Origin of the sequence: Caldimonas mangrovi, from assembly GCF_023721835.1 — a bacterium.
Lineage (GTDB): Bacteria > Pseudomonadota > Gammaproteobacteria > Burkholderiales > Burkholderiaceae_C > Caldimonas > Caldimonas mangrovi.
In genome coordinates this window covers 20,479-33,389 of sequence record NZ_JAMKFE010000007.1, presented here as the reverse complement: position 1 = coordinate 33,389, position 12,911 = coordinate 20,479, and the positions used below count along the sequence as shown (strand labels likewise).

12 protein-coding genes are annotated in these 12,911 nt (G+C 69.8%); 7 read left to right on the top strand and 5 right to left on the bottom strand.

The features are described 5' to 3' along the window. The first annotated feature begins 31 nt into the window (after positions 1-31). From M8A51_RS13060 to M8A51_RS13045, 4 genes are all read left to right on the top strand, one after another. The gene (locus M8A51_RS13060) at positions 32-1,009 is read left to right on the top strand and encodes a Bug family tripartite tricarboxylate transporter substrate binding protein (RefSeq protein WP_251778911.1); all 978 of its coding nucleotides are present in this window, start codon (positions 32-34) and stop codon (positions 1,007-1,009) included. A gap of 77 nt (positions 1,010-1,086) precedes the next feature. Beyond that, the gene (locus M8A51_RS13055) at positions 1,087-1,674 is read left to right on the top strand and encodes a helix-turn-helix domain-containing protein (protein ID WP_251778910.1); all 588 of its coding nucleotides are present in this window, start codon (positions 1,087-1,089) and stop codon (positions 1,672-1,674) included. A gap of 4 nt (positions 1,675-1,678) precedes the next feature. Then, complete coding sequence (locus M8A51_RS13050; RefSeq protein ID WP_251778909.1) at positions 1,679-2,215, top strand: GNAT family N-acetyltransferase; 537 nt, start codon at positions 1,679-1,681, stop codon at positions 2,213-2,215. A 130-nt stretch (positions 2,216-2,345) separates the two neighbouring features. Next, entirely contained in the window at positions 2,346-3,839 is a 1,494-nt protein-coding gene (locus M8A51_RS13045; protein ID WP_251778908.1) for a DUF4139 domain-containing protein, read from the top strand. Here the strand turns inward: M8A51_RS13045 and M8A51_RS13040 are convergent. After that, positions 3,833-5,230 carry a serine hydrolase domain-containing protein gene (locus M8A51_RS13040; RefSeq protein ID WP_251778907.1) on the bottom strand — a complete coding sequence of 466 codons (1,398 nt, stop codon included), beginning with the start codon at positions 5,228-5,230 and terminating at the stop codon, positions 3,833-3,835. The two genes, M8A51_RS13045 and M8A51_RS13040, sit on opposite strands and share 7 nt — an antisense overlap. Positions 5,231-5,391: 161 nt before the next feature. Here M8A51_RS13040 and M8A51_RS13035 point away from each other — a divergent pair, with 161 nt between their 5' ends. Next, positions 5,392-5,787: a hypothetical protein gene (locus M8A51_RS13035; RefSeq protein WP_251778906.1), complete on the top strand. Its 396-nt coding sequence runs from the start codon at positions 5,392-5,394 to the stop codon at positions 5,785-5,787. 24 nt (positions 5,788-5,811) lie between these two features. On the opposite strand, the gene M8A51_RS13030 is transcribed toward M8A51_RS13035, so the two are convergent. The 3 genes from M8A51_RS13030 to M8A51_RS13020 are packed head-to-tail and all read right to left on the bottom strand — an operon-like array spanning position 5,812 to position 8,283. Further along, entirely contained in the window at positions 5,812-6,786 is a 975-nt protein-coding gene (locus tag M8A51_RS13030) for a tripartite tricarboxylate transporter substrate binding protein (RefSeq protein ID WP_251778905.1), read from the bottom strand. Between the two features lie 34 nt (positions 6,787-6,820). Further along, positions 6,821-7,111 carry a muconolactone Delta-isomerase gene (gene catC, locus M8A51_RS13025; RefSeq protein ID WP_251778904.1) on the bottom strand — a complete coding sequence of 97 codons (291 nt, stop codon included), beginning with the start codon at positions 7,109-7,111 and terminating at the stop codon, positions 6,821-6,823. Between the two features lie 2 nt (positions 7,112-7,113). Beyond that, complete coding sequence (locus M8A51_RS13020) at positions 7,114-8,283, bottom strand: muconate/chloromuconate family cycloisomerase (RefSeq protein ID WP_251778903.1); 1,170 nt, start codon at positions 8,281-8,283, stop codon at positions 7,114-7,116. 124 nt (positions 8,284-8,407) lie between these two features. On the opposite strand from M8A51_RS13020, the gene M8A51_RS13015 reads away from it, so the two are divergent. Next, on the top strand, positions 8,408-9,304 hold the full coding sequence (locus M8A51_RS13015) for a LysR family transcriptional regulator (protein WP_251778902.1): 897 nt from the start codon (positions 8,408-8,410) through the stop codon (positions 9,302-9,304). Positions 9,305-9,470: 166 nt separating this feature from the next. Continuing rightward, the gene (locus tag M8A51_RS13010) at positions 9,471-10,607 is read left to right on the top strand and encodes a PEP-CTERM sorting domain-containing protein (protein WP_251778901.1); all 1,137 of its coding nucleotides are present in this window, start codon (positions 9,471-9,473) and stop codon (positions 10,605-10,607) included. A gap of 236 nt (positions 10,608-10,843) precedes the next feature. On the opposite strand, the gene M8A51_RS13005 is transcribed toward M8A51_RS13010, so the two are convergent. Further along, a complete protein-coding gene (locus M8A51_RS13005) occupies positions 10,844-11,914 on the bottom strand; it encodes a hypothetical protein (protein ID WP_251778900.1) in 1,071 nt (356 codons plus the stop codon). Between the last annotated feature and the right edge of the window lie 997 nt (positions 11,915-12,911).

Sequence of the window (12,911 nt, the reverse complement as noted above, 5' to 3'; positions counted from 1 at the left end):
GGGCCCATCACACCAAGACAGGAGACAAACCATGCACACCTCACCCACCGTCGTCAGACGCCTGGCCCTCGTGACACTGCTGGCCCTGGCCGCCGGCACCGCGCAGGCGCAGGCCTATCCCGCCAAACCCGTCCGGGTGGTGGTGAACTTCGCGCCCGGCGGCGCCGCCGACCAGATCGCGCGCGCCGTGGGGCAGCCGCTGCAGGAGGCGCTGGGCCAGCCGGTCGTGATCGACAACAAGAGCGGCTCGGGCGGCAATATCGGCGGTGCCGAAGTCGCCAAGGCGGCGTCCGACGGCTACACGCTGCTGATGAGTTCGGGCGGCATGGTGTCGGTCAACCCGCACATCTACCGCAAGATGAGCTTCGACCCGATGAAGGCGCTGACGCCGGTGGCCGCCGCCGCGCGCGTGTCGGTCTATCTGGTGACCAGGCCGGAATTCCCGGCGCGCAACGTCGCCGAGTTCCTGGCGCATGCCAAGGCGCGTCCCGACCAGCTCACCTTCGGCTCGCCGGGCAATGGCAGCTCGCCCCATCTGGCCGCCGAGATGATGAACAGCCAGGCCGGTCTGCAGACCCGGCACGTGCCGTATCGCGGCGCGGCGCCGGCACTGACCGACCTGCTGGCCGGCCAGATCGATTTCCTGCTCGACCCGGGCGTGGCGCTGCCGCACGTGCAGGCCGGCAAGCTGAAGCTGCTGGCGGTCGGCGGGCCGCAACGCTCGCCGTTGTTCCCCGACGTGCCGACGCTGGACGAGTCGGGCCTGCGCGGCTTCGATGCCGATACGGTGTTCGGCTTCTACGCGCCGGCCGGCACGCCGAAGGCCGTCGTCGAGCGGCTCAACAGCGAGATCAACCGCATCCTCGCGCTGCCGGCGGTGCGCGAGCGCATCACCGCACTCGGCGGCGTGCCGGCCCCGATGACGCCGGAGGAGTTCGGCGCCAAGGCCGGAGAAGACTCGGTTCGTTTCGGCGAGATCATCCGCGCGCGCAACATCGTCGGCGACTGAGCCGCTCCGTCGAGGCCGCGCCGGCCGGCATGCGGGGGTTGACGGCGTCATCCAATAAGTTGGATGATACGTCCACCATGAAAGACAGAACCGGCAGCCTCGACCAACGCATCGCGCACCGCGTCAAGGCCTTGCGCACCTCGCTCGGCCTGTCGCTCGAAGCGCTGGCCGCACGCTGCGACGTCAGCCGTTCGATGATCTCGCTGATCGAGCGCGGCGAAAGCAGCGCCACCGCGGTGGTGCTCGAAAGGCTGGCCACCGGCCTTGGCGTGCCGCTGGCCTCGCTGTTCGATGCGCCGGCGCCGCAACCCGAGCCGGTGGCGCGTGCGGCGGCCCAGCCGTGGTGGCGGGACCCGGGCTCGGGCTACCGGCGCCGCAACGTGTCGCCGGCCGGCCTCCCGTCTCCGATCCAGATCGTCGAAGTGCAGTTTCCGGCCGGTGCGCGCGTGGCCTATGAAACCGGCGCACGCGAGCCGCGCATCCACCAGCAGGTGTGGGTGCTCGAAGGGCGCATCGAGGTCACGGTCGGCGACGAGGTGCAGCTGCTGGACGCAGGCGACTGCTACGCCATGACACTCGACCGGCCGATGGCCTACCGCAACCCCACACGCCGACCCGCCCGCTATGCCGTCGTCATCGCCGCGCAGGCAGGCGCCAGGAGCTGAACCGATGCAAGCAGCAGATGCCGTCACCGTGCGCCGTCTCGATGAAGTCGGTGCGCTGCAGGTCGAGCAACTGGCCGACGTGCTGATCGACTGCGTCGAGGGCGGCGCGTCGGTCAGCTTCATGCTGCCGTTGTCGCGCGAGCGCGCCGTGGCCTTCTGGCAGCGTGTCGCGGCCGACGTGGCCGGTGGCCGCCGCGCGCTGCTGGTGGCCGAAGAGGCCGGGTGCATCGTCGGCACCGTGCAGCTGGTGCTGGACCAGCCCGAGAACCAGCCGCACCGCGCCGACCTGGCCAAGATGCTGGTGCTGCGGCGGCTGCGCCGGCGCGGGGTGGGGGCCGCGCTGATGCGCTCGGCCGAAGCGGTCGCTGCCGCATGCGGCAAGCGCCTGCTGGTGCTCGACACCAGCAACGACGACGCGGCGCGGCTGTACGCCGGCCTGGGCTGGCAGCACTGCGGCACCGTGCCCGGCTATGCGCTGTGGCCGGGCGGCGGCCTGTGCCCGACGCACATCTTCTACCGGCAACTGGCGACCACCGGGTAGCCAAGCCTGCCGCGCGCCGCCGCGTTTCGGCGCGGCCGATTTTTCTGTCGCTTCAACCCCGCCGGTGCGCTGCTCGCGTTTGCAGCAGCAAGCGCGTTGGCGCCCACCCCTCTTTTTCTGCGGAGATCCCATGCTTCAGGTCCATCGTTCGCCTTTCGTCCTGGCCGTTGTCGCGGCGGCGCTTCATGCCGCCGCGGCGGCCCAGCCGGTCGCGCCCACCCCGCCGGCCGCACGCGCAGCACCCGCTGCGAGCCCCGAGCGGCGCAGCACGCTGGACGACCAGCAATCGGTGGCGGTGACCATCTACAACGAAGACCTGGCACTGATCAAGGACGCGCGCAACGTCACGCTCGACGCCGGCGACAACCGCCTGGCGCTGCGCGACGTTAGCGCACAGATGCGGCCGCAGACAGCCTTGCTGCGCAGCCTGTCGCAGCCCGGCGCGTTCACCTTGCTGGAGCAGAACTTCGACTTCGACCTGCTGACGCCGGCCAAGCTGCTGGAGAAATACGTCGGCCGCAGCGTCAAGATCGTCAAGACGCACCCGACCACCGGCGCCGAGACGGTCGAAGCCGCGCAGGTGCTGAGCGCCAACGGCGGCATCGTGCTGAAGATGGGCGACCGCATCGAGACCGGCGTGCCGGGCCGCATCGTCTTCGACGGCGTGCCGGCCAACCTGCGCGACCGGCCCACGCTGGTCACGCAGCTGCACAACAAGCGGGCCGGCGCGCAGAGCGTCGAGCTGTCCTACCTGACCGGCGGCCTGTCGTGGCAGGCCGACTACGTGGCCGAGCTGAGCGCCGACGACAGCGCGCTCGACCTGAACGGCTGGGTCACGCTGACCAACCGCAGCGGCACCACCTACCCCAACGCGCGGCTGCAACTGGTGGCCGGCGACGTGAACCGCGTGCGCGACGAGATGCGGGCCGTGGCCCAGGACCGGGTGATGCGCGCGATGGCGGCGCCGGCGCCGGCCGAGATGGCGCAGGAAGCCCTGTTCGAGTACCACCTGTACACGCTGGGCCGCACCACCACGCTGGCCGACAACCAGACCAAGCAGGTCGCGCTGCTGAACGCCACCGGCGTGCCTGTGACCAAGGAGCTGCTGCTGTCGGGCCACGAGCACTACTACCGCGACAGCGTCGGCGAGATCGGCCGCAAGATCAAGGTCGGCGTGTTCGTCGAGTTCGCCAACCGCGAAAGCAGCCGCCTCGGCATGCCGCTGCCCAAGGGCGTGGTGCGCGTGTACAAGCGCGACAGCGCCGGCAACGCCCAGTTCGTCGGCGAAGACCGCATCGACCACACGCCCAAGAACGAGAAGGTGCGCCTGCACCTGGGCGACGCCTTCGACGTGACGGCCGACAAGAAGCAGACCGACTTCAAGCGCCGCGAGCCGACCAACAAGGCGAGCTATGTGTTCGAAAGCGCCTACGAGATCGTGCTGCGCAACGCCAAGGCCGAGCCGGTCACCGTGACCGTGCGTGAGCCGGTGCCGGGCGACTGGACCATGGTGCAGGAATCGCAACGCCACACCAAGGTGGCCGCCGGCACCGCCGAGTGGCGCGTGTCGGTGCCGGCCGGCGGCGCGACGACGCTGAAGTACCGGGTGCTCACGCGCTATTGACCTGGCACCACGGCCGGTGCGTCGCGGCCGGCCGCGCCGATCGCCGCGTCCACCAGCGTGCGAAAACCATCGACATCGAAACCCCGCCCGTGAGCCCGCCCCATGCGCAGCACCACCAGCCGGTGCGACGGGATCACCGCCAGGCGCTGCCCCAGGTTGCCGAGCGCCAGGTAGGCGCCGGGCGGCACGCCGGTGTCCACGCACACGCCGTGGCTGCCCGGCGTGCAGGGTGTCCACCAACCGGCGCCGTAGTTGGTGCCGGGTGTGGGGCTGGCAGAAAACGCCGCCCAGCCCGGCGGCAGCAGGCGGCGGCTGCCCACCACGCCGTCGTTCAGGAACAGCAGGCCGAAGCGGGCCCAGTCGCGCGGCGTGGCCAGCATGTAGTGGCCGCCCACCGGCGTGCCGGTGGCGTCCATCTCGAGCGTGACGTGCCGCATGCCCAATGGGCCGAACAGTTCGGTGGCGGCAAAGCGCTGCACCGACTCGGCGGTGCCGCCCGCGGCGTCGCGCACGATGCGCGCGAGCAGGTGGGTGCTGGCGCTGCTGTAGGCCCAGCGTTCACCCGGCCGGGCCCGGGCGCCTGCGGCCTGCGCGTCAGCGGCCATGTCGGGTGCCAGGTAGAACATCTGGTTCGACGGATCGAAACCGCTGCCGGTCTCGTCGAGTTCGAGACCGCTGTTCATGCGCATCAGGTGCTCGACCGTGACGGCCGCACGCGCGTCGCCGCGCCACGCCGGCAGCGGGGCGGGCCGGTCGACCGCCAGCCGCCCGCCGTGCACCAGCACACCCACCAGCGCGTTGACCACCGACTTGGTCATCGAGAAGCCGAGCAGGGGCGTCTCGGGGCCGTAACCCGGCGCATAGCGTTCCGCGATGATGCGGCCGTCGTGCACCACCACCACCGCCTTGGTCTGGCGGCGCTGGCCGGGCGGGTCGACAAAGGCGGCGTCGAGCGCTGCTTGCAGTTGCGGGTCGGCCGCCGCCACCGGCTCCGGCCCGGCGATCTGGGGCAGCAGGGCGGGGGCGGTCGGCGCGGCGGCGCCCAGTGGCCGCCCGATCGGTTCGTCGCCATGCACCAGCACGCAGCCCCAGCGCCCCCGGTGCACCGCACGGCTCGTCAAACCGCCGGCGAAGGTGGCGGTGACCTGCTGCTGCGTCCGGTCCACCTGGTAGCCGAGCCCCCAGGCGATCCACCGCAAGCCGGGCCGCGGCGCGATGCTTTCGGCAAAGGTGAGGTCGGGGTCGAGGCCGCTGACGAAGGTTTCCGAGCAGAGGTCGTGCGCGACGGTGCCGGTCGCCGTGCGCAGCGCGCGGTCGGGCCGCAGCGCGGCGCACCCGGCCAGCGACAGCAGGGTGAGGGCAAGGCAGCTGGGCAGCAGGTGACGGTGCATCGAAAACGCTTCACGGGACAGCGACGCCGCCAGCATGCCGGGGGGCCGCGGCAGGCGGCGGCCCCCCGGGACGAAGCGGCGCTGGGCGGGGGCGAACGGTGCCGCCGCAGCCGGCTCTATAGTCCAGGGCCGTAGAGTCCTGCTGGAAAGGTGCGCCAAGAATGAAAGCTGTGGTCTGGATCGTGTTTGCCGTTTTCGCCGTCCTCTGGACGGGGGGCGCCGTGGTGGCGTCCGAACTGACGCGCTGGACGGCGCAGGCGGTGGCCTCGGGCGAGACCGTCGAGCTGGGCCGCGCTGCCGCGCAGTGGCCGGTGCCCGACTGGATGGCCTGGTGGGTCGACCCCGCCCTGGTGCAGGCCGCCCAACGTGCCCTGCTGTGGATGGTCGACACGACGAGCGGCCTCCTGCCCTGGGCGGGCGCGGCGCTCGGCTGGCTGGTGCCGGTGATCTGGGTGACGTGGGCGCTGGGCCTGCTGGCGGTGCTGCTGCTGGCCGTGGGCGTGCACGTGCTCGTCAAGCGCGTGGCCGGGCCGGGAGGCCCCCGCCCGGCCCGCTGAAAGCACGCCGGGCGCGGCGCTGCTTCAGTCGGCCCGGATGCCGCGCTCGCGGATCACCTTGCCCCACTTGTCCATCTCGGCCTGCAGGTGCCGGGCGAGCTGCTGCGGCGTGCTGCCGATCGGCTCGGCACCGATGGCCGCGAAGCGCTGCTGCACGGCAGGCAGCTTCATCGCGTCGAGCAGGGCCTGGTTGATCTTCTTGACCACCGGCTGCGGCGTGCCCGCCGGCATGTACACCGCGAACCACGGTGCCAGCTCATAGCCGGGCAAGCCCGACTCGGCGATGGTCGGCACGCCGGGCAGTGCCGACGATCGTTTCGCCGTGGTGACGGCAATCGCCCGCAGCTTGCCCGATTCGATGTGCGGGCGCGCCGACGTGACGCTGTCGAACATGTATTCCACCTGGCCGCCGATCAGGTCGGTGACGGCCGGACCGCTGCCCTTGTAGGGCACGTGCACCATGTCGACGCCGGCCATCGAGTTGAACAGCTCGGCGGCGAGGTGGATCGACGTGCCGTTGCCGGCCGAGGCATACATCACCTCGCCGGGGCGGGACCTGGCCTGGGCGATCACCTCGGGCACCGTGTGCACCTTGGCGCGCGCGGCGTGGGTCACCAGCACGTTGGGCACCACGGCCACCAGCGACACCGGGGTGAAGTCCTTCACCGGGTCGTAGCTGAGCCTGGCGTAGAGGAACTGGTTCACCGCCATGCCGTTGGCGACGATCATCATCGTGTAGCCGTCGGCCGGCGACTTGGCGACCATGTCGACGCCGATGTTGCCGCCCGCGCCGGGCTTGTTCTCGATCACGAAGGTCTGCCCCAGGGCCTGGCCCATGTGCTCGCCCAGCGTGCGGGCGATCACGTCCATCGCGCCGGCGGGCGGGAAGGGCACCACCCACTTCACGGGCCGGTTGGGGTAGTCGGCGCTCTGGGCGGCGGCGGTGCCGGCGGCGAGGCAGCAGGCGGCTGCGACGGCGAGCAGGTGGCGGCGGTTCATGGTCATGGTCTCCTCAGCAGGGTATCCGTTTCATTCAACGGTCGTCGTCATGGACGGACGACGCGTGGCGGCACAGCGCCTGCACCTCGATGTCCATGTAGGGGAACAGCGGCAGGCGCGACAGCGTGTCGTGCAGCTCGGCCGGGCCGGGCACGTCGAACACGCTGACGTTGGCGTAGCGCCCGGCGATGCGCCACAGGTGGCGCCAGGTGCCGGCTCGCTGCAGCGCCTGCGCCATCTCTTTTTCGCGCGCCTTCAGCGCGTCGGCCTGCGCGGCGGGCATGTCGTGGGGCAGGCGCACGGTCATCTGCACGTGGAACAGCATGGTCACTCCTCGGCCGGGGCAGGGTGGGCGGCGGCCACCGCGGTGCGGCGGCGGTCGCGGCGGTAGAAGGCGAGCTTGTCGGGGTCGAGCGCCACGCCCAGCCCGGGCGTGGCCGGCAGGTGCAGCTCGAAGTCTCGGTACAGCGGCCGCTCGACGACAACGTCGTCCTTCAGCAGCAGCGGGCCGAACAGCTCGGTGCCCCAGCGCAGCTGCGGGCACGCCGCAAACGCATGCGCCGACGCGATGCTGCCGACGCTGCCTTCGAGCATGGTGCCGCCGTACAGCGCAATGCCGGCCGCGTCGGCCACGGCCGCGGCGCGCAGCGTGGCGAGCAGGCCGCCGGCCTTGGAGATCTTCAGCGCGTACACGTCGGCGGCGGCGGCTTGCGCCAGCTCCAGCGCATCCTGCGCGTCGTTGACTGACTCGTCGGCCATGATGGGCACGTCGAAGCGCGCCGCCAGCCGCGCCAGCGCGGCGCGCTGCCGGCGTGGCGTGGGCTGCTCGACCAGGTCGACGCCGGCCGCTTCGAGCCTGGCGATGCAGCGGGTGGCGAGCGCTTCGTCCCAGGCCTGGTTCACGTCGACCGTAATGCGCACTTCGTCGCCCAGCGCCTGCTTGATGCGCGCCACGTGCGCGATGTTGGCGTCGGGGTCGCCGAAACCGATCTTGAGCTTGAAGACCTTGTGGCGGCGCGCTTCGATCATTGCGCGGGCTTCGTCGATGTCGCGTGCGCTGTCGCCGCTGGCCAGCGTCCACAGCACCGGCAGCGAGCTGCGTGCCGCGCCGCCCAGCAGCGTGTGCACCGGCTGCCCGAGCCGGTGGCCCAGCGCGTCGAACAGCGCGCATTCGATCGCCGACTTGGCATACGAATGGCCTTGCGCCACCTTGGCGGCCACCGCCATCGCCGCATTGATGTTGCCGGCGTCCCGCCCCAGCAGGGCCGGCGTCAGGTAGGTGTCGATCGCCAGCTTGGTGCCTTCGGGGCTTTGGTCGCCATAGCTCAGGCCGCCGATGCTGGTGGCTTCGCCGAGGCCTTCGGTGCCGTCGCTGCAGCGCACGCGCACGATCACCAGCGTCTGCTGGTGCAGCGTGGTCATGGCCAGCTTGTGCGCCCGGATGGTGGGCAGGTCGACCAGGAGGGCTTCAATGGAGGCGATCAGCGCGGTGGTCATGTGTGGGTGCTTGCGGGTGAACATCGCTTTTGGCACCGATCATGGGCGGCGGGTGGCGCGGCGTCCAATATCGATGGTGTCCGGCGCCATACTCTGCGGGTATGGAAGCCACCCGAGGGCCGTGATGGAACTGAGACACCTGCGCTACTTCGAGGCCGTGGCCACCGAGCTGAACTTCAGCCGCGCGGCCGAGCGCCTGCACATCGCGCAGCCGCCGCTGAGCCGGCAGATCCGCCAGCTGGAAGACGAGCTGGGCGCCGAGCTGATCGACCGCACCGCCCGGCCGCTGCGGCTGACGCCGGCGGGGCGCTTCCTGCTGGAGCAGGCGACGCAGCTGCTGGCCCGCGTGCGCGAGGTGGGCGACGCGACCCGGCGCATCGCACGCGGCCAGCGCGCCTGGTTCGGCATCGGTTTCGTGCCGTCCACCCTGTACGGCGTGCTGCCCGAGCTGATCCAGCGCTTCCGCGCCGGCCAGCCGGACGTCGACGTGGGCCTGTCGGAGCTGACCACCGTGCAGCAGCGCGACGCCCTGAAAGCGCGCCGCATCGACGTCGGTTTCGGCCGCCTGGTGCTCGACGACCCCGAGCTGACCGGCGAGGTGATCCTGCAGGAAGCGATGGTGGCGGCCCTGCCCGCCGGCCACGCGCTGCTGAAACGCAAGCGCCTGAGCCTGGCGCTGCTGGCCGCCGAGCCGCTGATCCTGTACCCGGCGCGGCCACGCCCCAGCTATGCCGACCAGGTGCTTGCGGTGTTTCGGGCGCAGGGGCTGTCACCCACCATCGCGATGGAGGCCAACGAGCTGCAGACCACCATCGGCCTGGTGGCCGCCGGCATCGGCCTGGCGCTGGTGCCCGAATCGGTGCAGCGGCTGCACCGCGACGACGTGCGCTACCGGCCGCTGGCCGAGGCGGGTGCCGTGTCGCCGGTGATCATGAACTTTCGTACCGGCGACGACGCGCCGACGTTGGCCGCCTTCCGCCGGCTGGTGCGCGGGGTGCTGGCGGAAGCATCGCGGCGCTGAGCGCGTGGGGGCGGGCCGGACCCCACTTCGTTACAACCTGCGGTCCATGCGCGGCGATGATCGTCAGGCAGTTCCGAGACGCTGCGCGGCCGCGGTCGGCACCGCGCGTTCCATGGGCGGGCCGGCCCTGCGCAGCACTTCCTTTTCCATCCACGGGACATCACGCATGCCGCTCAACAAACCTCTCGCCGCCACCTGCCTCTCGCTCGTTTGCCTGCTGACCGCGCCGCTCGCCGACGCCGCCCTGCCCTCCTACCGGGCCGCGTTGCTGTATCCGGGCTACTCGGTCGATCCGACGGATCTGAACGATGTGGGCCAGATCACGGCCGCCACCGGCAACTACGGCCAGTTCTTCCAGGCCTCCGCCTACGCGGGCGGTCAATGGCAGGGCCTCGGGACGCTGGGCGGTGGTGACAGCGTCCCTGCCAGCATCAACAACGCCGGCCACATCGTCGGCGCTTCGCGCCCACCCAGCGACGGGGCGTACCACGCCTTCGTGCACGACGGGCGCTCCATGCGCGACATCCACCCAACGGGGGCGGACGAAAGCCATGCGAGCGCCATCAATGACAAGGGGCAGGTGGTGGGCACCTGGACGACGTGGGGCGAAACCGTAGCGACGCACCATGCGTTCATCTACTCGAACGGGAGCTTGCAGACCATTGGCCTCGGTCGCGCATCCGACCTGAACCAGGCGGGCCAGGTGACGGGCATGGCCCCAGCGAGTGACGCCCTCGATGACAGTCAGGCGTTCATCTACGACGACGACGGGCTGCGGCTGCTGGGTACGCTGGGAGGGCTCGACAGCCATGGATCGGCGATCAACGCGGCGGGGCATGTGGTGGGGCAGTCGTCCCTGGCCGGCGGGCCGATATGGGGCGGCCACGCGTTCTGGCATGACGGCATGGCGATGCACGATCTCGGCACGCTGGGCGGCACGCACAGCGAAGCGCTGGACATCAACGATGCCGGTGACATCGTGGGCTGGTCCGAAGGGCCGAACAGCGGCAGCTCGTTCGACCACCGCGCCTTCCTGTACCGCGATGGCGAGATGCACAGCTTGGCCGACCTGATCGCCACGGACTTCGCCGCCCGCATCGAACTGAACCGAGCGGTCGCGATCAACGAGGCGGGCCACATCCTGGTGGCGGGGGCCTACGACGGCTACAACGTCGGCTTTCTGCTGACGCCGGTGCCCGAGCCCGGCACGTACGCCCTGCTGCTGGCGGGGCTGGGCCTGGTGGCGGTTCGGAAACGGGCGCGGCGGACGCCGGCAGGCTCACCGGCACGAGCAAGGTCCTGAGCTCAGCGGACGTTCATGCTGCGCCGACATCGTGGAACGCCTGCACGATCGGCGTATGACGGTATGCGCGCGCCATGGCGCGCAATGCTGACCGGCTGCACGCCATGCGCCCGGAAGGGCAATGCTGCGGTGTTTCCGCGGCTGCTCCGGCGACGGTTGCCGTCGCGTGGCAGATGCAATATCACGCAGCCGATCGTCCGGCGTCAGCACGGTTTCAGCGAGCCGAGCGACTACGCCTAGAAGGTGACCTCGGGCGGATCCTTCTGGAAATTCTGCGGGTACCTGTCTCGCACCTTGTCGTGGTAGTTGCGGTCCGTGGGTTCGAACCGGGTCAGTTCGGGTTTTTCCGTCTTGGTATAGCCCAGCATTCCGTCGGACTGCCATTGCGCCGCGACCGTTATGCGGCGCAGCTTGATGCTCTTCTTGCTCTGCTCGAATGCAATCACGCCGTAGTAGCTCTTGGACAGGTTCTCGTACTTCGGGTAGGTGACACCCACCCGCAAGCCCAGCCCTTTGACAATGGCGCTGGCCAGAGCGCCCTGGGCACCCTTTTCCAGTGGCTTGTTCGCCGCGGCGTTCATCATCGTCGTGAGGTTGTGGACGATCCAGCGAGCGCTCATCTGCTCGAAGCCCGGCGGCATGAAGGGGTTCTCCGACTCGCTGGCACCCGGCCCCTTGGCTTCGACGATCAGTACCTCGGCGAGGCGGCCGCGCGTGTCTTCCTTCACCCAGATCTGGTCGATACCCGGGCCGGAATGGCCATGGAAGCCCCAGCGCATCTTGAAGCCTGCATGCTCCTTGAGCATCGCCATCGCGGCGGCGGCTTCGCCGGTTCCCTCAGTGGCATCGGTCGGGCGGTGGTTGCTCACCATCACTCGGGTGATCTCGGCGAAATGCTTCTGCGCCTCGGTGTCCTGGGTCAGCTCCGGCAAAGCGATCACGAGGCCCTGCATGCCGGTATTCCCGATGTCGAGACGCTGGTAGGGAAGGCGGATCGCCTGCCCCGCTGCCGTCCAGGCAGGCGTCGAAAGGTCAGCGACATAGGTGACGTCGGTGTTCTGGTTGGTGAGCGGCCAACTGGTGAACGAAGGCGCTGCGTTGCTGCGGCCCACCATTCCGGTGTGCCGCTTCTTGTTCGGGTTGGCGGGCTTCGGCGGCATACCCGCCTGCGTGGCATGCGGTGCAAGACAGGTTGCGGTGATGCTCGTGTCCCCGCAGGCGGGGCACTCGACGCGGACCTTGGGCTTGAGCTGGGTCTGCGGCAGGTCGACGATATTCATGCAGGAGGGGCACTGGTAGAACGGCATGGGGTTCTCCTTGAGCTTTGAGGGCATCCGCGGGGGCGCAGGATGACGTGGCGCTCCCTGCCTGTCGATCCCTAGTCCAATGAATCAGAAGAAGTGGACCTTCTTCGGCAAGATTCGACACACTGCAGCCAGTTTCAGAATCACTCGATGAACTGCAGAGGAACGAGCCAAGAACGGAGCGACTAGGCGGCCCACGACCCCGCCTACAGCGCGCGAATCGCCAACTGCCACTGCGGATTGATCGCGGCATAGACGGGTCTGGCGGGCATGCTGTCTGTGGACTGCCGCCCGCAGCTCGCTTCTCGGTATGTGTGGACTGCCGCGGGTCCAGATCGAATCTCGGCTCTGCAGCGGGAGCGGTCGGCCGCTGCCGAGACTGGTGTTCACCGTGTCGATCACCTTGAGGTCATTCGACGGTCAACTCCGCCGTTACGAGAACGACCGGTTTCGAAGGTGCTGCGATCCTTCGCTACCCCGGAGTCAATTCAACCGCGATAGACGGCTTGCCGGCGGCTCGAAGTGGTGCTCACGACCCGATGCAGTCCTTCGTTTGTGAGCTATGCGCGAGCAAAGGGCGCCGGGTAGCCGACTCCGCTCATGTCCCCCGGGATGGGCTACGCCCATCCCTCCTCCTTTACTTCGCTGCGTCGGCCACCCGGCACCCCTTGCCTGAGCGGCTCGCTGCCTTCGAAGTCGCGAACAACGTGCGGTAGTGGATCGGGCCGGCGGGGTGTTCTGCGCAGCGAAGTAAAGGAGGAGCGGCGGGCGTAGCCCGTCGCGGGGGACATGAGCGGAGCAGAGCACCTCGCCGGCTCGATCTCGCGCTAGCGTCTGCAAATGGCCGAATCCGTGAGTTGATTTCGCGGCCCAGAAACCGCCAGTCTTGGCGCGCAACGGTTCCTATTGAAGTCGCATCTGTTGACGCTCGTCACGGCAGGCGGGTAGGGAGAAAATCATGGGCTGAACTGCTCCTGGGCTGCAAGACAGCCTTCCCCCA